Here is a 21,240-nt window from a genome sequence, read left to right on the forward strand (position 1 = left end):
GGATTACGGTGAGTATTCAAATTCAAGGTGTATCAAAGCAATATGGTACATTTCAAGCACTAACAGACATTCATTTGGATATTCCAAAAGGTGAACTTGTTGCCTTATTAGGCCCGTCAGGTTCTGGGAAAACGACGTTATTACGCATTATTGCAGGATTAGAAGAAGCGGATGGAGGTTCTATTTCATTTGATGGAGAAGATTTAACAGACATTCACGTGAAAAACAGGCAAGTCGGTTTCGTCTTTCAGCACTATGCGCTCTTTAAACATATGAATGTATTTGAGAATGTCGCTTTCGGTTTAAAAGTAAGAAAGAAAAGCTTAAGACCGTCAGCAGAAGCGATAGAAGAAAAGGTAACAGAATTATTAAAGCTCGTAAAAATGGATGGCTTTGCTAAACGTTATCCAGCGCAATTATCTGGTGGACAACGTCAACGTATTGCACTAGCCCGGGCACTTGCAGTCGAACCGAAAATTTTATTACTTGATGAACCGTTCGGTGCACTCGATGCAAAGGTGAGAAAAGAATTACGAAGATGGCTCCGAAAATTACATGACGAATTTCAAATTACGAGCGTATTCGTAACGCATGACCAAGAAGAAGCGTTAGACGTTGCAGACCGTATTGTTGTAATGAATGAAGGTCGCATTGAACAAATGGGAACACCGGAAGAAGTATATGAAAACCCAGCAAGCCCGTTCGTTTACGATTTTTTAGGAAATGTAAATTTATTTCACGGCCGCGTTCATAAAGGAAAGCTAAATGTAGGATCGGTCGAACTAGAAGCACCAGAGCATAAGCACGTTTCCAACGTAGACGGAATAGCCTACGTAAGGCCGCATGATTTATCAATCTCTCGTACGAAACAAAGCATAGATGCAATCCCGGCAAAAGTATCTTATTCTCACGCAGTCGGACCTGTCGTATATGTAGAATTAAAACGAGACGGAACAGATGAATATTTAGAAGCAGAAATTACGAAAGAACAGTTCAAACAGCTGAACATTCAAGCGGGTGATTTCGTATACGTACAGCCGAAAGAAGTGAAAGTGTTTATTCCGGAGGATTTTGTAATTTAAGAGTGTTTACTCTTAAATCACAAAATCTATTAATAAGAAAAGGTCTCCTAAAATATCTTTTAGGAGACCTTTTCTTTGTTTATCGTAATAACTTTTTCTCATATGAAATGTAGTAGGAAGTTTGTATATATAATAGCGGAGCGTGTTTGAACAACTATTTGATATGAGTAGTAATGAAGATATTCTTCCTACTTTCTTACATAAAATTTTTAATTTTGGATATTTGTATCATATGTTTCTGCAACAAACACAAAGTCTACATGCTCTTTATCAATAAAAATACTTGTTTTAGATGGAAGACCTGTTATGGTAGAAACAATATCAACCTCAACAAGGTCAAATCCTACACGATAAGCATCTGCAATTTCAATTCCACCAGTTAGAAAATGCAATCCATCCCCAAATGACTTAAATACAAATACATTTTCTTTCAAACTTTTATTATCCATTTCAATCCATTCTTCGTTAATATAAATCTTAAATGTCGTGCACTTTGGAACACACTCGATGTGATGTATCCCTTTATAACTATTAAGCGAAAACATATAGGTATGAGTTTCTTTAAAGTTAATATCTATCCCGTATTTAAAAGCAAAGGTTTTATATACCATTTCATAAAACAATGGCATTACAATATCATCCCATGCGTCATAGGCAAAAGCATGAATTGGTATTAGATGAGGATATAAACTTACAATCGCTTTTTGAAAATTAAGTAAGATGGTTGTATCTGTAATTTCTTTTAAAGAATCATCTATTTCATGGTCATAATCTTTCGAAATTCTGTTATCAATCATATGACAAACTCCTTACATAGTCTTCTATATACTACGTTTTTCCGCATCATCAGTTTGTGCCTTCTTCAACTAAATTGCAAGTTTAACCGATGATTCCAAAAAAGACCTTGTCTTATTTTATCAATCGTTAAATGGGTTGGGATACTACAAGCATTAATGAGAAAAGAAATCGTCTTTTCTTTTTTATGATAGATGTATGTATTTTTAAACTGTATTTACTTTACTCTTTGTTTTATTTAGATTTGGATATGTAACATTATTGTGTTGAAAAATATTTCAGCGAGGTGAGTTTATGAAAGAAAAGAAATGGTATAGGCAATTAGTCGTGATGGTGTAGGAGTATCATCTAAGGTGATTTTAAATGCTGTTAAAACTGGCGAAAAAGTTATACAAAGTGGCGGTAGAACTAAATCTACTAGTAAACAGGCTGTAGTAGTTTTAAATAAAAAAGGTAAAGTAATTACAACTTTTGCTAAAGGTTCAAAATACATAAGGAAAGGAAAAAATAAGGTTGTTTAAATTAAATAAAGAGATGCACATTTTATTGAAACAGACATTAGAATCACAAAATAAACATTTACTATGGTTAAATGTTTATGAAGACTTAAGTATGATAGAAACTGAAAAAATAAATAAATTGAGAGATATTATAGCAGATGAATTAATGGAGAAAGGTTTTGATGAACGAGACAATATAAACGATTTGGGAAGAGCATTAGAAGAGCTAATTGATATCTTAGGAAATTTAATACCTTAGAAGATGTTAAGCTGTATGGCAACGTTTTTAGCAGATGGAAAGTTCCGTTAATTACAGAATGAAAGATTATATAACTTTTAACAATGCGCTTAATACGAGTGTAGCTATGATTAGAGGGTTTTGTATGTGTAAAATAACTTCAAAAATATAAGGATATATTTTGAGGGTGTATGATTATATAGTATATATATTGATTCGAATATTTAAAAGGAGGGGAAACATGGGGAAAATAATAGGGATTATTCTGATTATAGGTGGTATGATTCCATTAATTTATGCAATGATGCAAATCTATCGGCAATGGAAAGAAAAAGGGTCTTCTTTTGCTCTTAAATTAATAATTTTCCTAGCCGTAAGCATTTTGCTAGATACTGCAACAACTATTATATTGTGTATAGTAACAGTATTCATTGGTATTTGTTTAATTAGCTACACATAATAAGTTCAAGAAGGCTAACTTATCGATTGTTACTAATTGGAGGGATTGGATGAACTTCATTTTACATGGATCTAAACATACAGTTTTAGCTTCCGTTTTTGACTCATTTCAAGGTAGGGAAAAAGAGTTTAATTGGCTTATAACAGACATGGAGATTGTCGCACATCAGGAAGAGAAACTTATCCGAGATTATCCTAAAATGTCGTATCCAATAGTTTGGATAGCAGGTGAAGATCTTTCAAATCTCGTAAAAAAATATAATCCTCAATTTATTTGGGGCGTACTATCTGCGTTTGATAAGTCTATAAACATTGATATTCATAATTTGCTTGTAGAGCCCTATGCAAATGGAAACGAAGGGCTCTGGGTACCAAGTCCAAATATTCAGCACCCTCAAGCAAAACTTGAAATTGTTTGTTGGGATTCCAGTTTGATGTTGTTATTAAGTAACGATATAAATATTGATGATAAATTTAGAAATTACTTTAAAGAAGCTAGGGATTTAAATGCCTATAATTCGGAATTTTGATTTTAATGGAGACAACATTAATCCGTTATACGAAACAGATATGAAAAAGGGAACGGTATGCATACTCTACAAGTAGCGTATTATAAGGTGAAAAGCGGATTCTCTGTGAGGAGAATTAGATTATTATTGATTTATAAAAACAATTAGGAATAATAAACTTAATATTATTAAGTAAGAATAGGATGGGAATAAATATAACTTTGAGAGAAAAGAAGGTGTATTATGGAGTTTACATTCGAAAAGGTTCAATGTATTGAAGATGCAAATATATATCGTGTTAGTAATGTAACTGATATTTATGAAATAGATTTATTTGATGACGATAATCGTAATGTTGATAATTTAAGTTTACTTGTTCAAGAGAGGATTAATCAGTTTATTGTACATGTAGATAAATCTGAGGAAAAAAATGTGAAAGAAGAAATAGAGTCTAAAAACATTTCCTACACAGTTTTTGATTCGGGAAGAAGGAACCTTTTCTTTGTTTTTGATTCTATACCAAGGACAGAAGTATCATATATAATCAAGTATTTTTATGGTGTAAGTATAGAAAATACTTTTGCTATTATCAGTTTAGGAAATAGCGTTGGTATTAAACTAGAGGAAATAAATCAAAGTAAATTGATGAAGTGTTTAATGGGAGAATGTGTTGTACCACAAATCGAATTAGTTCCATCATCGGCGTGTGCATTTATCCAATATGATGGTGCGCTTTTAACAATTGCTAGTAATAATTTTGATATTTGTGCAACATGAAAATAATAAGATGTAATTAAATGATTTTTTTAGCGCAAGGAGATACAAGAGGATAGTTTCTAAGCTATTAAATGATAGTTTAGGATACATGACAATGTTACATATTAGTATGGTGTAGATGCAAAATGATTGTCGAATCTTTCTAGTGAAAATAGAATAGCTGCATTAAAAATTTACAATGAACCTTATGCTATAGGAAAAGAAAGAGGGAATTGTTGATGTGGATAGCGTTTCTAGAATTTTTAGAGTTTATTATAGTTTTGAGTTTAAGTCTTATATTAACATTGGTCGTTTTTTTTCAAGAAAATTATCTGTTTGATATTAAAGAAAGTATTACCAATAATAGGATCTTGTTAATTATTCAAGTCACACGTATTTTAATGGGAATGTGGATAGTATTTGTTACAGAAACTACTATAATTGCTGTCTCAAAAGTGACTGCAATTCAATTAATTATTTTACTTCTTTTTTGGGCATGCTCGAAGTATGTACAAAAAACTCGTGAAAATTGGCTAATTACTATAGTTGCTTTTGTTATTTATGGTGTTGGTACATACATGTATATTCAGTTTGCTTTTAGAGGCTATTAATATATCACCAGAAAAATTAGTGGTTAGAAAGATTCATTTGTTAAATGTGTGTATGAAGGAAGAGCGAATATACGCTCTTTTTTCTTTATATATAGGATAGGACATGTATCTAATCCTCGTGGGATAAATCAAAATAGAGAACGGAAGGAATTATATGAACAAAAAAGAATTAAAATTAAAGCTACTGCAAGATCTAATTGAAGATTTTTCTGCTATGTAATATTTAGAGGTCCTAAATATTTTTAGTTGTGGGGATGTAATTACAATAAGTTTTATAGAAACATTGTGTAGATTAAAGTAGTTCTCTTTTGCAGAAAGTAATGTTGTAGATGATAATTTTAGTGTCTGTAAAGGGATAGAATTTGGTAGCTTTATGGATAAGAGGCATTATTCGCATAAAAATAAGAGTTTTAATGGTATTTAGGAGGGGATTATAATGAAATTCCCAAAAGATGAAGATGGACAAGTATTAAATATGTTATACAAGCAAGGTATAGATTTTAATAAAAAACATATAGTAGATTTCTTTATTGCAATTCCTGATCAAGGTAATGGAGAAAAAATAATTGGCAGACTACAAGAGCTGGGCTTAAATTGTGAATTAGATTATAATGAAGAATTTGAAGATTGGACATGTACTTGTTCTAAAGAAATGTTCTTAATTTATGAGGATATTGTAGAGATGCAAAAGGAATTGAATAAACTGGGTGAAGAGTTTGGTGGATATACAGACGGTTGGGGTGCATTTGTGTAATAGTGAATTTATTTATCGTGATAAAATAAATTAGATGGAGTAAAGAAACAATTTATGGAAAGAAGGGCTTATATAAGTTCTTCTTTCTTTGTATATATTAAGATATCTTAGTGGTAGAAAGGTATATGATATGTGGGCGGGGGGGCTACCGGTAAAAGCCCGATTAGTAAGGACTAATTAAAGTTTCACTTTATATAGGTTTTGAGAGAGTAAGATATAAGATATATTGTTTGTAGTGGAGATCTTGAATGAAGGGAGCGTGTGATAATTGGCAATGACGGATGAACAATTCGAAAATTATCTTGTTATGTGTTATGACAAATTAGAAAGTAAACAGCAAAAATTCATTTCGGATTATAATATCTATAACTTTGATGAGTATTGGTATGATCAAGATCGATGTATATTACAGTTTAAAAAAATGGTCAAGTGTTACTTGAATTTAGTGTTGTTTTTATAGGGTCTTGGGCTAATGAGAATGTGGCTGATTATGCAAGAAGTAAGTCTAACTGTTTGAAAGATCTACAAAATATTACAGGAAATGAAGTTTTTATAAATTCAATTTTTGAATGTGATCAAGAAATGGCGTATGAGCTAGCAGCCTTTTCCATTGAATATTTAGATGCAGAAGGAGTGTATATGGCACCAGGTGAGAGAAGTGATGTATTTATGGCTGTTATGTCACCGCATGCATTGTGAGTAGAGCATATGAAAAATATAGATAAGGTAGAATGAAAAAGGAGTACAGTTTAATAAATTAATAAAAGGTATCATAGGTCCTCGATGCATGGTGATAAATTTAAAGGAGTGAATTATATTGCTTGAAGTAAAGTTTTACGATTGGAAAAAAACGTCCTAAAAAACATTATTTGCTTGTACATGAAATTAGAATTTTTGAGCTAATTTTCTCAAAGAAAGTTAGCGAGTTTGAGATGGGATTAAGAGAGATTGGAAAAGTAACTGTCTTTTGTTTAGCTAACGAAAACACTGATATTTCATATGAAGTGAATAGAGCTTTGGGTGAAATTCGTATATATGTTCCATATGATTTTATGGACTTTTTAGCATTAAATTCAGTTGAAGAGAAATACAAAGAGTTTTGCAAATTAGTACGCCAATATGTTGTCCCTGGACTTGAAGAAAACTCTACTCTTTCATCATCTGTTGTTAAAGGGTATATAGAGGAATCTTTAGATGAAATTGTGAAGCAAAACTATGAAGGAATATTTTTAGTTGGGAAGACACCTAAGAAAAGCCCAAGCCGTAAGAGGATAGCGATATTAAAAGGAATTCATCGTGTTAAAGGTTTCCAACTACGATGTGAAGTGTATGATGAAAAGGGATTAAAGATTCGAGATCAACTATTGGTGGAAGAGGTAGGGAATGAAATGGTATATTCTAGATTCTTAGGGACATTAAAATGGGAAAGTGAAAATCTAATAGTAGTTCAATCTAAATCCAGTAGTTGGAAAGAAGAAATCTATCTTTAATAACAAGGTTGTATAGTAGAAAGAGGGTTGTAGAGCATAAATGAATTTTTTTCGAAAAAATAAATTAAGTGACATTCAGAAAAAGTACTATGAACATTTTGGAGAGCCGATTCAATTTGTTAATTATTATAGCTGTGGATCGGTTATGTATTTTCAAACGGATGATACGCTTTATTATGTTAATTTACTGAATGTATGAGGTGATAAATGTGAATGAACGTTTAAAGAAAATTGCAATGTTAAGAGAAAAGGTTGAGGAAAAGGCTACTAGAGAAAAGTTTTTAATGTTATGTCCGTCTATAAAAGAATTTGAGATTATTAGCGGGAAGAAAATTGCTTCATTAGTAAACTTTTTAATTGATGAAACACCGAATCCTATCAAAGTTATGAGTGAATTAAATGCTGAACAAGTTATCAATGAAATAAAAGAATTTGAACGTGAATTAACTAGTTTATTGTCTAAGAAGATTATTCTATGGTATGCACATGAAAATTGGGACTTTGGTGTGCAATTAGAATTAGAAGATTTCATGTTATATACAAAAGAAGTATTACATTTCATTGGATATGATGATGCTCAAAGATCATTAATTTATTCTAGCCTTATTGTAGTAGATGCATCTATGAGAAGTGGCTTTACTTTTCTAAAGAATGAGTATGATCTTGAAATAGTACTATGGAAAGAAGGCTGAATGTATTAGAGTGTTTTGAAACAAATTGGATGAATGGTTGGGTTTATTATTAGAAGAAGTGGTGCGTGTTTTAGTGTGATAGAAAGAAAAAGAGAGTCTTCAAGGGATATGTATAAGAGAGTAAAGGAGAGAAAATATGTCTTTTTATAAAGAGGAAATAAAAGGGGATAAATTGATTATAAGTGATGAAAGCATTGATATTTTAATGGATGCTTTTCAAAATAAAGGTGAAGAGATGCCTAAAAATATATCATGGAATTTCATAGCGACGGTATTACTTGCAGGATCTTATTATGAGTAAGTAAAAAACGAAGAGTCTAAATAGTCCCTTCGTTTTTTCACTTTATTTTTTCTCTACTAATTTCTTATTCTTCCAATCTAGTGTGAACAATTTATTAAATGTTTTTTGATCAACGTCTTTTACGTTGTTTCCAACCCAGTTTGCAGTTCCGAATGTGTAGCCTGGACGAAGTTGGTAGTCGTCGGCGTGTTTTGTATAAGCGACCTGTAAGTTAGATTGATCTGTATTTTTTTCAGAGATAACAACAGCAATCATACCAGGAGAGAAACCACTATTTGTTAGCGCTGGAAGTTGATCCATCGGTATTAAATTACCTTTTGCATCAGATTCATATAGGTATGTGCGAGAGTACATAAACAGTTGGTTTCCGTATAAAGAATGGTAGGAATCACGTGTGTAAATACCCCAGTTTTGATTGTTATATCCGTTAAAGAATACGTTCCATTTTACGTTTTTGTTTGTTTGGTCAATTAAATTTGTTTTATAACTAGTTTGTTTATAGCTTACAGAGTCCGACCAAGTTACTTGACCAGTTGCACCAGCTTCACCGCTAGGGCCATTAGGCGTTACAGAAGCTTTAACAGAGCCACCAAGTTGATAAGATACGCTAGATGTTACAGTCGTTTCTTCTACAGCATTTGTAGGTGCTACGTTAAAGAAACGAGCGCTGTTATCTTGAAGGTTAAATGCAACATCATATTGTGAAGGATAACGTAATGTTGCACTAGCGCCAGGGATTGGGTAGTTATCAATAGGTGCATCACTTATAGTAGGATTTGCTTTTAGAAAACTACCAGTTGTATTAATAACGGCAATCTGTTTATCAGCGCTAGGGTCATCGATAAAAGTTACCTTTAAAGACATTGTCATATTATCAGCTTGATCATTATTAAATGTATTATAGCTCGTATGTGTTTTTGCATTTTGCCCGATATCTGTTACAACTTGTGATGTTGTTTGAGCGTAAGCAGCAGGTGTTGAAAGAGTTATAGCACTACTAGCAAAAACAGCGGATAATGCTAAATATTTTAAGTATGTTTTAGAACGTTTCATACAATCACTTCCTTTTATCTTTGTCGATATATGTCGTATTGCATTTATATCGTAACATGAAAATAAAACAGAATGGATGGTTATGCATAATTGCATAGATGAGTTTTGAAGGATAACGATAATAGCATTTTATCAATCCTTATTAAGGAAATTGATGCGGTTTTATTTTATCCCGCTATTTGCTGGGCAGTAAGACCCCCACCTCAAAATGCAGCGAAAGCAAAGAAGTTAGGTGGGGGATGAATAAATCCCCACTGATTAAAGTTTCATTTTATATATTCCTCCTAATCAATTCTCCAACTTGCGTCGCAACAAACGCAACATCACTATCAATTTCATCCAACACGTAAGACTCTAAAATGCCCATTACAGCTGTTCCTAAAAATTTTAAGACGATATGTTTATCGATGTTTTTATTTACTGATGTGTCTGTATTTAATTTTTTCTCTATTTCACCCATGATGAAAGTTAGTAATTTTTTTTGAAATGATAAGGTGCTGTTACTTCTAAATAGTGCCGCAAAAAATGGTTTGTGTTCTTTGAAGTATTCAAACCATATGATTGTTCCTTCTATAAATTCTTTGTTTTGCTTCTCGTAGCATATTTCTTTTAATTGGTCTAAATGATCGTCCACAATTTTATCTAATAAATTGTACTTATCTAGATAGTGTAAGTAAAACGTTTTTCTTCCGATGTTTGCTTTTTCGGTAATGTTTTTAACTGTAATTTCATCAAATCCATCTGTAATTAACATTTCTATAAATGCCGATTGAATGGCGTTTTGTGATTTTATAATTCTTCTATCGATTTTCTCCATATCGTGTTCCTCCGTTGTTGATACACATATTTCTTTATGTGTGTATTATCACCCAAATGCGTAAATGTGGTCATTGAAACAAGGTTCTACTCATTTTATTATAAATATACACATGAGTAATAACTCTCACAAGTGTAAAATTAATAATAAGATAAGGGTGGTTTTATATATGGCAGTTACGAAGGAAAATATAAGATTTTATACAAGAGGTTTACAAGTTGCAGGTGTTTTGAACATTCCTGAAGGTGCTGAGGAAAAGAAACAAAATCCAGCGATTGTTTGTGTGCATCCAGGTAGTAGCTGTAAAGATCAAACAGCAGGATTGTATGCCGAGAAGTTAGCGGAACAAGGATATGTCACGCTTGCGTTTGATGCGTCATATCAAGGTGAAAGTGAAGGTACACCGAGATATATTGAAGAGCCAGCTGTGCGAGTTGAGGATATTCGCTCAGCAGTAGATTATTTAACTACTCTTCCTTATATAGATGAAGAACGTATCGGTGTGTTAGGTGTTTGTGCAGGCGGTGGTTATGCGGTAAATGCTGCGATGACAGAGCGCCGCATTAAAGCGGTTGGTACAGTTGTTGGTGCAAATATCGGTCGTTTAAATCGTGAGTCTAACCCGATTGGTGTGTTAGAGGCAATTGGTAAACAACGTACTGCTGAAGCACGCGGAGCAGAGGAAATGATTGCAAATTGGATTCCTAAAAATCAGGAAGAGTTAGTAGCAGCGGGTATGACGGATATAGATATTGTAGAAGCAGTTGAGTATTACACAACGCCGCGAGGTCAAAGTGTGAACTCGCCAAATAAGTTAAACTTTACGAGTATGGGATCCGTAATCGGTTTTGATGCGTTCCATTTAGCAGATACGTTATTAACGCAGCCGCTGCAAATTATTGTCGGCAGTAAGCAAGGTGCATTTGGTTCTTATAAAGATGGTCATGAGCTTTATGAGAAAGCAGCTTCAGAGAAAAAAGATTTACTTGTTGTGGAAGGTGTGAGTCATTACGATTTATACGATCAACCAGAACCAGTAGGAATTGCAGTTGAAAAATTAACAAGTTTTTATAAAGAGCATTTGTAAAAACAATGTTGATATAAATGGTGCCTATAGTTGTTAGATACAAGTCTAACAACTATAGGTTTTTACTATGATGAGCGAAGTGCTTAATATTTACGTTATAAGTGCATAACAAGTTATAATAAAAGAAATCAATAAGGAGGCTGGCTGTGAAGAATCTTCGTTATCTCAATATATTTACCATGTTAATTATATACACACTACTTATGTTTTACATTGGCTGGAACGGATGGGTTTGGCTTCATGCGGTATTTGGCTGGGAATCTTGGGGATATTATGCTTTCATAGTTGCATTTATTTCATATGCGTACATTCTCGTGCAAGTGTTTAAGTTTTTGCCATTTCTGCGAACGATAGGTTCGATTTGGTTTGCAGTTATACAATATGCGCTTATGTTGTTGCCATTAGCTAATATTATGGTCTTTCTTTTACAGTTTTCAGTAGAGAAAGAAGCGGCAATTATTTGGACAGGGGCGGCTGTGATAGCTGCATTTATCTTTATCTTTGCGTATGGAGTATTTAATGCGTATAGTCCGGTAGTAAGAAAGTACGAGGTGCACATACCGAAAAAGGTAGAGGGGCGTAAAAGTTTACGCATTGCGATGGCTTCTGATATGCATTTCGGTAAACTGTCTGGCGTTTCGCATTTAAAAAGACTTGTTCGTCATGTAAATGAGATGGAACCTGATATTATTTTACTGCCAGGTGATATTATCGATGATCATCCAGGTGTGTTCATTCAAAAGAATATGGGACCAATCATGAAACAAATGAAAGCACCATTAGGCGTATATGGTGTTTTAGGGAACCATGAATACTACGGTAGAGCGGTTCCAGAGTTTTTACAAGAGATGGATAAGATTGATATTCGTATTCTTTTAGATGAAGTAATTACAATTGAAGATGACTTTTATCTCGTTGGAAGAAGAGATAAAACAGAGCGAGATCGTCAAAGCTTTGAACAATTAATGAGTACGGTAGATAAATCGATGCCTGTTATCGCAATGGATCACCAGCCATTTGAGTTGAAACAAGCAGCAGCGGCAGGTGTAGATTTATTATTATCCGGTCATACACACCGCGGACAAATGGCGCCCAATCATATTGTAACGAGAAGAATGTACGAGCTAGACTGGGGATACGCACAAAAAGGCGCGTTCCACGCAATTGTTTCTTCTGGATTTGGATTTTGGGGACCACCGCTTAGACTTGGAAGTAGGTCGGAGATTGTGCAGGTAGAAGTTACATTTGAATAGGGGTTATGAAATAGAGAGCTGATGGCTCTCTATTTTTTTTAATAAAAACAAATAACAATAAATATTTATGTTGGTGCTAATTTCATAAAAGAGATAAGATTATAAGACTCGATCAAAATAAAGGGGGATTGTAAGTGATCATATCAGATGTACTATACGGAGAATTTGAAGTGGATCAAGTAGTAGAAGAATTAATTTCAAGTAAATCTATGCAAAGACTAAAGGGAATTCATCAAGCAGGCGCAAGTTACTTAATGAACGAGAAATGGAATGTAACGCGCTTTGATCATTCAGTTGGTGTTATGTTGTTAGTGAAAAAACTAGGTGGTTCAGTAGAAGAACAGATCGCTAGTTTACTGCATGACGTATCGCATACTGCTTTTTCCCACGTGATTGATTACGTTTTTCATAATGAAGATGAAAGTTATCATGAAGAGATATTTAGTTCTGTTGTGAAAAACTCAGAAATTCCAGCGATTCTTGCGAAGTATGGTTATAACTATGAAGATATTTTGTTAGATGATTCGAAATGGACGTTACTCGAAAGGTCAGCACCAGAATTATGCGCAGACAGAGTGGATTATACATTACGAGATATGTATACATATGGGTATATTTCTTTAGAAGAAGTTCACAGTTTTTTAGAGGATGTCATCGAAGTAAAGGGGAAAATGGTTCTGCAAAATATCGAAATAGCGGAATGGTTTACAGAAACGTATTACAAGGAAGTAATCGATTTCTTTATGGAACCAATGAATATTTACGGAAATGATATGTTAGCGAAAACGTTAAAGGTAGCTCTTCATAAAAGGATTATTCATGCAGATGATTTTCTTCTTGAAGATGAGGAGCTTATTTCGAAATTGCAGCAATGTAATGACCCCGAAGTAGAAGCTTTATTAAGCAAAGTTCATCGAAATGTAAAGGTAAAAGAAGATAGAAACGATTATGATTTACATCAGAAAAATAAAGTGCGTCTTATTGATCCGCCGTTACTTCGTGAAGGGAAAATCGTTCAGTCGTCTGTTGTGTCAGAAAACATAAGACAGATGAGTGATATTGCTTATGAAAAAGCGGTGAGAGGGATGTATGTGAAAGTGATTTCGAATTAAAAAAGAAGTAGCGCATCGTTTTTAGAGCGCTACTTCTTTTTTATTAATGATCAAACCAATTCCAAATCTCAATATCTCCAAGAGTCGCATAACGTACGTGCGGGGAGTTTTGTAATTTTAATAACTCTTTCGATGGGCCAGTAATAACAATTCCGTATACTTTTACACCGTTATCCTTTACATATTGATAACGTTTATCTAAGTTTAGTTCTTTCTCAGAAAGCGCTGCTATTTTGCTTACCGTTTTTTTATGGATAGAAAGGACGCGCATCATTTCGGTTACTTTGTCTTCTTGCGTTTTCTGCCCGTCAGTTTCATTATCGAGGAATCTTACATGTTCTGGAAACCCTATAGCTTCTCCGCCATGTAGGATATAGTCATCTACATTTTTTCTTTCTTGTCCTGTATCTAAAGCGTACCATACAGGAGTTGGAGGGAGTTCTTGTGCCTCGAATATGCTATATAAAAGCGGTTCTAATTCTTTTAAAGTGTAAGCTTTATCAAAAGAAATTGCTACTTCTGCAACGGTTCCATCATGTACTTTTGCAAGTGTATCCCATACTTTTTTTGATGAATCCTTTAAATAATCACCCTGCTCTGTTTTTGGATGAACAAAGAAGAGTTTTGGTTGATAGAACGGATTCATCCAAGTTTGCTTCGTGATATCTACAGATGATAAGAAGCTTTTTGTTTCTATTGTACCGAGGGGCATTTCTTTTTTACCGATGGTTCTTACTAAATCAAATTGGCTATTCGTACGGAAAAAAGCTTCTACACTTGTTCCGCCTCCCATAACGCGGCTATTTGGGATAGTTGCTTCAAGTGCAAGCGAAGGAACCTCTCTAATTTCTTTTAGCCTTTTATCATTATTAGATTGAAAATAAAAGGCTGATAATACCCCGCCGATTATATAGATAACGATGCAAATTGATAATATAAAACCAAACGTTTGTAAACGATGTTTCCACTTAATTCTCCAAAAAGGAATTTTAATATCTTTTGGAGGTAACTTTTTCTTAATTGGTTCTGTTTTTGTTAACAGCTCATCTAAGTAAGCTTCACACTCTTCACATGACTCAATATGACTTTCTAACAGTTCTTGTTCATCATGCGTGAGCGTTCCATTTTCATACTTCTTCCATAGTTTTTTAAATTCTGCACAGCCCATCTGTATCACTCCTTTATGCTTTTTATTTCTTTTCGTCCCCTGTGTAATTCAATTTTCACTTTCGCTAATGAGAGACCAGTCATTTCTGCTATTTCCTTATAGGAGAATCCATAGTAATCTCGTAGTAGCAGGGCATTTCGTCTTTCGAGCGGAAGAATGGATAAACTTTCTAACCAACTAGCAATCTCAAATTTTACGAAATATGCATGTTCTGTACTTGGAACGTTTGGTAAATGGAATTCTGCAACTTCTGTTGTTTTATATTTCTTTTCTTTACGATACCAATCGATAAAGGCATTGTAGGCAATTGTAAATAACCACGGCCTAATTTCTTCTCCTTTATAATAGTCAATATGGACGAGCATTCGGTAAAAGGTTTCTTGCATGAGATCTTCTGCATAGTGGGAATCTCCGGTTAGGGAGAGAAGATAGCGAAATAAATCTTGCATATGCTCGGAGTAAATGTCTTCTAATGATTGTTTGCGTTTCACTACATTTCCCTCCCTTCATACATAACAACGAAATACATATAAAAAAGTTACAATTTTTTATGGAATTATAGTAAAAAACGTCAAGAATTGGATAGGATTCTCTTTTATCATAATACATATAAGGCGGGTGAACAGAGATGGAAAGCTATGAAACACAAATTCAAAGGTCAATTGATTATATTGAGGAAGATGTAATGGAAAAACAGACGCTGCGTAATTTAGCACGTATTGCAGGTTTTTCTGAGTCGCATTTTCATCGTGTATTTCAGGCATTAGTAGGTGATACAGTAATGGAGTATGTTCGAAAGCGGAGGTTAGCCCGGGCAGCTTATCAACTTTCTCATACGGATGAAAAAGTTATTGATATCGCATTTGAGCATGGCTTTCAATCTCACGAAACGTTCACGAGAGCCTTTAAGAAATTATTTCAAATGACACCGAGTGAATATCGAAAACAAGAAATTGAAACACCGATGTATTACAGCGTGAATGTAAAGCAAAGAAAATTAAATCCGTATTTAGGAGGCATACAAATGGAATATCGTATTGTAAATAAACCAGAATTTTTAATGGCAGGTTATGAACTGAAGACGACAAGTAAAGAAGGGAAAAACCATCAAGACATCCCAGCATTTTGGCAAGAATATTTACAAAAAGATCTTGGAACAACGATTCCGAATCGTAAAGATACGAGCCAATGGGTAGAGCTTGGATTATGTACTGATTTTAATTTAGAAACAGGGGACTTCACTTATATTATTGGAATGGAAGTTACAGACTTTGAAAATGTACCAAATGAAATTGCAAAGCGTACTTTCCCTGCAGCAACATATGCAGTATTTACAACGCCGAAAGTTCCTCATAAAGAAATGGTATCGTCTATTCACCAAACTTGGAATGCAGTATTCTCAGAATGGTTTCCGCATTCAGGGTATGAACATTGCGGAGTTACAGAGTTTGAACTGTACGATGAGCGTTGCCACGAAGATAAGAGTGAGTTTGCACAAGTAGAGCTTTGGATACCGGTGAAGAAAAAATAATAGGGTAAGAGCGAATCATTGGGAGATGGTTCGCTTTTTCATAAAAGGGGAAATAGGAAAATGTTCAAAAAACTAGAATGTGTATCTATACATACGAAAGATATAGAAAGATCAGTTTCTTTCTATAAAGAAATGGGAATGAAGCAAAACTGGATGATAGAAAGAGAACTAGAAGAAGGAGCTATTTGGACGTTAATAGGATTGAAGTTTCCAGATGAAAAAAGTTCGGAGTTAGTAATAAGCAATCATCCGGATATTAATTTTATGGAAGTCGAAGTATTAGTAGAAGATGTACAACAAACGTATGAGAGTTTAAAAGATAATAAAGATGTAAAGTGGATTCGCGAACCATTTCCAACAGAATCAGGACATGTTGCCGTAATGGAAGCACCTGATGAGAATGTGTTTGTGTTAGTAGGGAAATAGCTGAAATATGGAGTGACCTTTCATAGTGAGTTATGAAAGGTTATTTTTATCCCGCTATTTGTCGGGCAGCCCGATTGGTGAGGGCTAATAATCAGTGCAGGATGAACAAAATCTCCACTGATTAAAGTTTCACTTTATAAGTGGATTGTTAAATTTGTATTTTTTTATCTGTAATACATATGAAAATGGTAAAATAAAACAGCAATTAAATATTGCGGGTGGAAGGTTATGCCCTTTCTTCATTTGGTGAAGAAAGGAGGTGTAATCGTATGGAATTTCTTTTGCAAATTTTGTTGGAAATCCCAAAACTATAGCTAGAGAAGGTATAGTTTTGGGATTTAAGAAATTAACGGCAAAAAAGCGTAAAAAGAAGACTACCCGTCTGCCTGCGAAGCGTGGGAAGTCTTCTAAGCTCAAATAAGCTTTAGTTGCAACCTTCCACCTTACGGTAATTAGTTGCAGTGACGGGGTGTTGGAAGCACCTCGTTTACTTCATTTTATGCAAAACTTAGTTAGTTTATACTTCTATTTATAGTATAACAGTTTAGAAATGTATTTGTTAATAGTTTTATTTTTACTTTGTATAGTAGGGAGGTAGGTTAGTATTGTCGGTTTTTGTCGGTAAGTCGATATATCTAGAAAATCGCTGATATAATTCGAGTTGCGCCGATATATTCAAAAAATCGCCGATATAATTTCATATACCGCTAAAACACCTCAAAAAAAACGATCTGCATAATTTCAATTACCGCAAAACTCTCCCAGAAAAGAAAAAAAGACACCATATAGCGTCTTTCCTACGAACGAAACGGAAACACAAGAATAATCGTCGTTCCTTTTCCGAGTGCACTATCAACGGAAATTGTCCCGTTATGAGCATGAACGAGCTGTTTTGTAATGGCTAGGCCAAGTCCAGTTCCAATGTTGCTTTCTTCTGTGTTTGTTCCGCGGTAATATCGTTCAAATAGAAGTTCTTTCGTTTTTTCATCCATTCCTTTTCCATCATCTGAAATGGAGAGTGTAAAGGAATTAGCGTTTTGTGATAGTTTTACGATGACAGTAGTTGTTTCGTTATTATGTTTTACCGCGTTTACGAGTAAGTTTTCGATAATACGCTGGAACCATTTTTCTTCAATGAAATATTGAATTTTATTTGAGCTCGGTACGAATTCAATATTTTGATTTTGGAGTGTTGGATTGTTAATAAATTGCAATAATACTTTTTGAACGAACTGATTGATTTCAACGTTTACGTGTTGGGCAGGAAGGCTGTTATTTTTTAATTGATACGTTAAGCTTAAATCATCAATTAATGTCGTCATATATTGAGATTTCTCTTTCATAACACTACCAAATTGCTGAATATCACGATCAGTCCAGTTATATTGATTCGATTCGAGTAATAATGCGTAGCCATATATAGAGCTAAGTGGTGTTTTTAAATCATGCGTTAGACCGGTAATCCATTCTTCTCGTGTTTGCTGGAGTACTTGCCTCATCGCATCATTTTTTTTGAGTGTAATAGAAAGGTGTTCTAGTGAACTTGTTACATCTCTAAACAAACGGAATGACCATTTTTCTTTACCAGATCGCCGGAACCTGACAGGTTTTCCTTTTTTACTAATAGGTTCTTCATACTTTCCACCAGCGATATTTTTTAGCCAGCGCATCGCATGTAATAACGGTTTTCCGAATTTATTACCGTACCAAATAGAAAGAATGACTAAATAAACAAATACGATAAGAAGGATTAATCCGCATCCGATGAGAAACTTCTTAGTAAATACATCTTCAATTTCGTCATCTGGATAGTAGTGCTCATTTTTTGCAGTTACAACGAGAAGGTTGCCACTATTTGCATCGTAAAAGCTAGACGTGTTTTCTTTATGATTCCACGGTTCTTTTTCATTAAGGGCAATTTGTATTGCTGAAAATGTTTTTTTCTTTCCAGTTGGATAGGAAAAAACCTCTTCGCCATTTTGATTAAATATTTGAAGTGTTGCTTTTTCTTTAGATAGTAACTGTTTTTCTTGGTCTGTTAATGCGAACGAATCCATCGTTAAAGAGGAATGCTCCTTTTGAATTGCTGTCAGTAACGCATTGCTTTTTAACATACCACCATAAATAACAAGTGCTTTCTTTTCTTCTAATTCAATTTCCCAATATGTAAATTTATAATTGCTTTCGATATGATGTTGTATATATGCGACTAAAGATGTCTTCGTATAAGCATCCGGAACATCATTTGGTGTATTAAAGTGGTAGAGGATTTTTCCGTTTTCATCTACAACTTGGAGCCAATCATTTTTCTCCTTTATTAAATCTTGCACTTCAGATTGTAACGAAATATGCCCATCTTCTGAAGAGATGTATTTTGAAATTGTAAAACTATCAGAATCTGGAATGTTAGGTTCGTATAAAGTACTAGTAAGAAGAAAAATTAAATAAGTAAAAGCAGCAACTACAGCGATAAGTAATGTAACTAAAACAAAAACGTGTTGCATGATAAATTGAATAATAAGTCGTTTATTAAAATTCATATCGTCACCCTACTTTGTAACGAACTTATAACCAAGCCCGCGAACGGTTTTTATATATTCTGGTTTACTTGGATCATGTTCAATTTTTTCACGTAGTTTTCGAATGTGGACCATAACAGTGTTGTCATCGCCATTATAGGCAGGTGCTCCCCAAACTTTTTCGTATATTTCCTCTTTCGAAAATACGTAGTTCGGATTCTCGCAAAAGAAGAGTAGTAGTTGAAAGAGTTGAGCAGAACATTCGACAATGTGCCCATCTACTGTTAGTTCTGCAGAGTGCTGATCAATTTCAAATCTTCCAAATGAAATTGAGTGTGGTTTTTGTTCGTGTGGTACGGTTTGTTTCATATGTCTCCGAAGCTGTGCTTTCATACGTGCTACTACTTCTAATGGATTAAATGGTTTCGTAATATAATCATCTGCACCGTATGAAAATCCGGATATTTTATCTAAATCAGATGCTTTTGCTGATAGGAAGAAAATTGGACAATCTGTTTGTTGGCGAATGATTGGACAAATATCAAAACCAGATTGTCCAGGAAGCATTACATCTAAAATAATTAAATCGTAATTGTTTTGCTTAGTTAGAGATAAAGCCATTTCAGCTGATGTTGCAGTTGTAATATGAGAAAAGCCTTCTTTTTCAAGAATGGTAGTTAGTAATTGTAAAATTGCTGTTTCATCATCAACGAGTAAAATATTTGCTTGGTACATAAACATCCCTCCTAATTTTCTCGAATATCATATCATCATTTTGTAACTTATGGAATTTTTAAGGAAATTTTAAGGTTTTCTTTCGCAAAAAATTAAGAATCAAATGATATGATAAAAGTAACATAGGGGAGGAGATGAGTGTGAACCCGTTTCAAGTGATGCGAGCTAGATATTTTTTAATTGTATTTGCACTATTAATTTTAATAGCGAGAAGTAGTGGCGATTTGCTAACAAGTATATTTCATATACAAAATTCTTCTTTTATAAATATCCTTATATTCTATATCCTTCCGATGGTATGGATTTCTTATGAGTATAGAAAGCACCACATTTCATTTTCATTATTTGTTAATAAAAATGAAACATTTAACTTGGTACAAGTTTTATACATTACGGTTATGTTATGCATGTTTAGTTACGGGTATCTTATTTTGTATATGTATAGTTTTGCATGGATTACACCGGACTTTATTATGAGCGCCCTGCATGAACCAATTGTAGATAGTACTGGGGGATATGTATCTCAAGTCATTAGGGTCGTATTCATCGCACCAATTATCGGGGAATTTGTTTTTCGCGGATTTTTACTTCAACGTTTTGCAACAAAATGGGGAACGAGCATAGCGACCATCGTTGTAGCAATATTGTTTGCGTTGTTACATGTTGATTTCCTCGGTGCAGCCATATTCAGCATCGTATTGTCAATCGTATATATTCGTACGAAAAGTTTACTCATGCCAATTGCAATACATATGTTAAACAATGCATTTGTAATAGGTGCGTCTTTTCTAATAAGTAGAGAAAAAATTATTAGTTTTGCCGATTTTTCAAATTATACGACATTCTTTCCTGGACTTATTATTTTTATAACAGGATTAAACTTAGTACTTATCTTTTTATTTGTTAATCGCAAATATTGGAGTAAAGAAGTGCCGGTTATATATGCAGAGCAGGAAAAGAGCTTTTCAGATGTAGTCGGGAGTAAATAAGATGAAGAAGACGGTTGAAAAAATATTAAAAGACATTATAGATTCTACGTCTATTACAGATATGTGTGATAAAAGCGTTTGTCATTGGCTTCAACCTGTAGTAGATACGATTGTGTTTCCAGAGTATTACTTATTTTCTAGTACTCATTTAAAAGAAAATATTATTTCTCTTCTTATTGTGTTCGGGGTTTTACTAATATTTGGTCTAATTGTAGAAGAAATGATGAAGCGCATCTTCAAAAAGAATGAAGAGAAGTATATGTGGATTCATAAAGTATTCGAGAAAGTAATGGTGGCTTTCCTTTTGTTTTATGGTATAAAAACAATCATTTACTTTATAGCTTTGAAACATCATTAATTCGA

The 21,240-nt window shown here is 33.8% G+C and carries 26 protein-coding genes and 1 pseudogene; 20 read left to right on the forward strand and 7 right to left on the reverse strand.

From position 1 onward, the window contains the following. Positions 1-8: 8 nt before the first annotated feature. On the forward strand, positions 9-1,082 hold the full coding sequence (locus QO049_RS14855) for a sulfate/molybdate ABC transporter ATP-binding protein (RefSeq protein ID WP_098022987.1): 1,074 nt from the start codon (positions 9-11) through the stop codon (positions 1,080-1,082). A gap of 209 nt (positions 1,083-1,291) precedes the next feature. Here the strand turns inward: QO049_RS14855 and QO049_RS14860 are convergent, their stop codons facing one another. After that, positions 1,292-1,879 carry a hypothetical protein gene (locus QO049_RS14860; RefSeq protein ID WP_000566763.1) on the reverse strand — a complete coding sequence of 196 codons (588 nt, stop codon included), beginning with the start codon at positions 1,877-1,879 and terminating at the stop codon, positions 1,292-1,294. 351 nt (positions 1,880-2,230) lie between these two features. Between QO049_RS14860 and QO049_RS14865 the strand changes: the two genes are divergently transcribed. The 12 genes and pseudogenes from QO049_RS14865 to QO049_RS14920 all read left to right on the forward strand — a co-directional run bounded on the left by QO049_RS14865 (position 2,231) and on the right by QO049_RS14920 (position 8,187). Then, entirely contained in the window at positions 2,231-2,398 is a 168-nt protein-coding gene (locus QO049_RS14865; protein WP_000602521.1) for a hypothetical protein, read from the forward strand. Next, positions 2,391-2,636 (forward strand): hypothetical protein, encoded by a 246-nt coding sequence (locus tag QO049_RS14870; RefSeq protein ID WP_000475559.1) that lies wholly within the window; start codon positions 2,391-2,393, stop codon positions 2,634-2,636. The genes QO049_RS14865 and QO049_RS14870 overlap by 8 nt, the downstream gene beginning before the upstream one ends. Before the next feature lie 220 nt (positions 2,637-2,856). Further along, positions 2,857-3,075 (forward strand): hypothetical protein, encoded by a 219-nt coding sequence (locus QO049_RS14875; protein ID WP_016109469.1) that lies wholly within the window; start codon positions 2,857-2,859, stop codon positions 3,073-3,075. Positions 3,076-3,124: 49 nt separating this feature from the next. Then, positions 3,125-3,604, forward strand: coding sequence for a hypothetical protein (locus tag QO049_RS14880; RefSeq protein WP_063246187.1), 480 nt, complete (start codon positions 3,125-3,127; stop codon positions 3,602-3,604). 222 nt (positions 3,605-3,826) lie between these two features. After that, positions 3,827-4,360, forward strand: coding sequence for a hypothetical protein (locus QO049_RS14885; protein ID WP_000397228.1), 534 nt, complete (start codon positions 3,827-3,829; stop codon positions 4,358-4,360). Positions 4,361-4,578: 218 nt separating this feature from the next. Then, the gene (locus tag QO049_RS14890; RefSeq protein WP_044306664.1) at positions 4,579-4,950 is read left to right on the forward strand and encodes a hypothetical protein; all 372 of its coding nucleotides are present in this window, start codon (positions 4,579-4,581) and stop codon (positions 4,948-4,950) included. A gap of 436 nt (positions 4,951-5,386) precedes the next feature. Beyond that, on the forward strand, positions 5,387-5,704 hold the full coding sequence (locus tag QO049_RS14895) for a ribonuclease E inhibitor RraB (RefSeq protein ID WP_000671650.1): 318 nt from the start codon (positions 5,387-5,389) through the stop codon (positions 5,702-5,704). Between the two features lie 268 nt (positions 5,705-5,972). Next, positions 5,973-6,403: pseudogene (locus tag QO049_RS14900) on the forward strand (DUF6882 domain-containing protein). Between the two features lie 233 nt (positions 6,404-6,636). After that, positions 6,637-7,194: a hypothetical protein gene (locus tag QO049_RS14905; RefSeq protein WP_098280316.1), complete on the forward strand. Its 558-nt coding sequence runs from the start codon at positions 6,637-6,639 to the stop codon at positions 7,192-7,194. Between the two features lie 40 nt (positions 7,195-7,234). Then, entirely contained in the window at positions 7,235-7,393 is a 159-nt protein-coding gene (locus QO049_RS14910; RefSeq protein ID WP_001008989.1) for a hypothetical protein, read from the forward strand. Between the two features lie 10 nt (positions 7,394-7,403). Further along, on the forward strand, positions 7,404-7,886 hold the full coding sequence (locus tag QO049_RS14915) for a YxiF family protein (protein WP_098280310.1): 483 nt from the start codon (positions 7,404-7,406) through the stop codon (positions 7,884-7,886). A 136-nt stretch (positions 7,887-8,022) separates the two neighbouring features. Continuing rightward, on the forward strand, positions 8,023-8,187 hold the full coding sequence (locus QO049_RS14920; RefSeq protein ID WP_000011709.1) for a hypothetical protein: 165 nt from the start codon (positions 8,023-8,025) through the stop codon (positions 8,185-8,187). Between the two features lie 42 nt (positions 8,188-8,229). Here the strand turns inward: QO049_RS14920 and cytK2 are convergent, their stop codons facing one another. Further along, positions 8,230-9,240, reverse strand: a complete 1,011-nt coding sequence (cytK2, locus tag QO049_RS14925) for a beta-channel forming cytolysin CytK2 (RefSeq protein WP_000830636.1) — start codon at positions 9,238-9,240, stop codon at positions 8,230-8,232. Positions 9,241-9,511: 271 nt separating this feature from the next. Further along, the gene (locus QO049_RS14930) at positions 9,512-10,057 is read right to left on the reverse strand and encodes a TetR/AcrR family transcriptional regulator (protein WP_000410998.1); all 546 of its coding nucleotides are present in this window, start codon (positions 10,055-10,057) and stop codon (positions 9,512-9,514) included. Between the two features lie 169 nt (positions 10,058-10,226). On the opposite strand from QO049_RS14930, the gene QO049_RS14935 reads away from it, so the two are divergent. The 3 genes from QO049_RS14935 (at position 10,227) to QO049_RS14945 (ending at position 13,509) form a co-directional block, all read left to right on the forward strand. Then, positions 10,227-11,144, forward strand: a complete 918-nt coding sequence (locus QO049_RS14935) for an alpha/beta hydrolase (protein WP_141539872.1) — start codon at positions 10,227-10,229, stop codon at positions 11,142-11,144. Positions 11,145-11,290: 146 nt separating this feature from the next. Beyond that, positions 11,291-12,397 (forward strand): metallophosphoesterase, encoded by a 1,107-nt coding sequence (locus tag QO049_RS14940; protein WP_000793767.1) that lies wholly within the window; start codon positions 11,291-11,293, stop codon positions 12,395-12,397. Between the two features lie 134 nt (positions 12,398-12,531). Continuing rightward, complete coding sequence (locus tag QO049_RS14945; RefSeq protein WP_098329714.1) at positions 12,532-13,509, forward strand: HD domain-containing protein; 978 nt, start codon at positions 12,532-12,534, stop codon at positions 13,507-13,509. A 43-nt stretch (positions 13,510-13,552) separates the two neighbouring features. Here the strand turns inward: QO049_RS14945 and QO049_RS14950 are convergent, their stop codons facing one another. After that, on the reverse strand, positions 13,553-14,677 hold the full coding sequence (locus QO049_RS14950; RefSeq protein ID WP_098329715.1) for an anti-sigma factor: 1,125 nt from the start codon (positions 14,675-14,677) through the stop codon (positions 13,553-13,555). 5 nt (positions 14,678-14,682) lie between these two features. Then, entirely contained in the window at positions 14,683-15,168 is a 486-nt protein-coding gene (locus tag QO049_RS14955) for an RNA polymerase sigma factor (RefSeq protein ID WP_000823979.1), read from the reverse strand. A 137-nt stretch (positions 15,169-15,305) separates the two neighbouring features. Between QO049_RS14955 and QO049_RS14960 the strand changes: the two genes are divergently transcribed. Together QO049_RS14960 and QO049_RS14965 are read left to right on the forward strand one after the other, a co-directional pair. Further along, positions 15,306-16,208, forward strand: a complete 903-nt coding sequence (locus tag QO049_RS14960; RefSeq protein WP_000446844.1) for an AraC family transcriptional regulator — start codon at positions 15,306-15,308, stop codon at positions 16,206-16,208. A 60-nt stretch (positions 16,209-16,268) separates the two neighbouring features. After that, on the forward strand, positions 16,269-16,634 hold the full coding sequence (locus QO049_RS14965) for a VOC family protein (protein WP_000473642.1): 366 nt from the start codon (positions 16,269-16,271) through the stop codon (positions 16,632-16,634). Between the two features lie 797 nt (positions 16,635-17,431). Here QO049_RS14965 and QO049_RS14970 read toward each other — a convergent pair. Next, the gene (locus tag QO049_RS14970; RefSeq protein ID WP_246962289.1) at positions 17,432-19,174 is read right to left on the reverse strand and encodes a sensor histidine kinase; all 1,743 of its coding nucleotides are present in this window, start codon (positions 19,172-19,174) and stop codon (positions 17,432-17,434) included. A gap of 9 nt (positions 19,175-19,183) precedes the next feature. Further along, complete coding sequence (locus tag QO049_RS14975) at positions 19,184-19,888, reverse strand: response regulator transcription factor (protein WP_000283870.1); 705 nt, start codon at positions 19,886-19,888, stop codon at positions 19,184-19,186. A gap of 140 nt (positions 19,889-20,028) precedes the next feature. On the opposite strand from QO049_RS14975, the gene QO049_RS14980 reads away from it, so the two are divergent. Further along, a complete protein-coding gene (locus QO049_RS14980) occupies positions 20,029-20,877 on the forward strand; it encodes a CPBP family intramembrane glutamic endopeptidase (RefSeq protein ID WP_065845478.1) in 849 nt (282 codons plus the stop codon). 1 nt (position 20,878) lies between these two features. Further along, complete coding sequence (locus tag QO049_RS14985; protein WP_000754332.1) at positions 20,879-21,235, forward strand: hypothetical protein; 357 nt, start codon at positions 20,879-20,881, stop codon at positions 21,233-21,235. Positions 21,236-21,240: the final 5 nt, after the last annotated feature.

It is taken from the genome of Bacillus sp. RB3, from assembly GCF_030164735.1.
Lineage (GTDB): Bacteria > Bacillota > Bacilli > Bacillales > Bacillaceae_G > Bacillus_A > Bacillus_A cereus.

Bases quoted from the DNA above. Each gene is read 5' to 3' on its own strand.
- QO049_RS14860 (WP_000566763.1), bottom strand. From the start codon at position 1,879: ATGATTGATAACAGAATTTCGAAAGATTATGACCATGAAATAGATGAT.
- QO049_RS14875 (WP_016109469.1), top strand. From the start codon at position 2,857: ATGGGGAAAATAATAGGGATTATTCTGATTATAGGTGGTATGATTCCA.
- QO049_RS14880 (WP_063246187.1), top strand. From the start codon at position 3,125: ATGAACTTCATTTTACATGGATCTAAACATACAGTTTTAGCTTCCGTT.
- QO049_RS14885 (WP_000397228.1), top strand. From the start codon at position 3,827: ATGGAGTTTACATTCGAAAAGGTTCAATGTATTGAAGATGCAAATATA.
- QO049_RS14890 (WP_044306664.1), top strand. From the start codon at position 4,579: ATGTGGATAGCGTTTCTAGAATTTTTAGAGTTTATTATAGTTTTGAGT.
- QO049_RS14895 (WP_000671650.1), top strand. From the start codon at position 5,387: ATGAAATTCCCAAAAGATGAAGATGGACAAGTATTAAATATGTTATAC.
- QO049_RS14905 (WP_098280316.1), top strand. From the start codon at position 6,637: ATGGGATTAAGAGAGATTGGAAAAGTAACTGTCTTTTGTTTAGCTAAC.
- QO049_RS14910 (WP_001008989.1), top strand. From the start codon at position 7,235: ATGAATTTTTTTCGAAAAAATAAATTAAGTGACATTCAGAAAAAGTAC.
- QO049_RS14920 (WP_000011709.1), top strand. From the start codon at position 8,023: ATGTCTTTTTATAAAGAGGAAATAAAAGGGGATAAATTGATTATAAGT.
- cytK2 (WP_000830636.1), bottom strand. From the start codon at position 9,240: ATGAAACGTTCTAAAACATACTTAAAATATTTAGCATTATCCGCTGTT.
- QO049_RS14930 (WP_000410998.1), bottom strand. From the start codon at position 10,057: ATGGAGAAAATCGATAGAAGAATTATAAAATCACAAAACGCCATTCAA.
- QO049_RS14935 (WP_141539872.1), top strand. From the start codon at position 10,227: ATGGCAGTTACGAAGGAAAATATAAGATTTTATACAAGAGGTTTACAA.
- QO049_RS14950 (WP_098329715.1), bottom strand. From the start codon at position 14,677: ATGGGCTGTGCAGAATTTAAAAAACTATGGAAGAAGTATGAAAATGGA.
- QO049_RS14960 (WP_000446844.1), top strand. From the start codon at position 15,306: ATGGAAAGCTATGAAACACAAATTCAAAGGTCAATTGATTATATTGAG.
- QO049_RS14965 (WP_000473642.1), top strand. From the start codon at position 16,269: ATGTTCAAAAAACTAGAATGTGTATCTATACATACGAAAGATATAGAA.
- QO049_RS14970 (WP_246962289.1), bottom strand. From the start codon at position 19,174: ATGAATTTTAATAAACGACTTATTATTCAATTTATCATGCAACACGTT.
- QO049_RS14975 (WP_000283870.1), bottom strand. From the start codon at position 19,888: ATGTACCAAGCAAATATTTTACTCGTTGATGATGAAACAGCAATTTTA.
- QO049_RS14985 (WP_000754332.1), top strand. From the start codon at position 20,879: ATGAAGAAGACGGTTGAAAAAATATTAAAAGACATTATAGATTCTACG.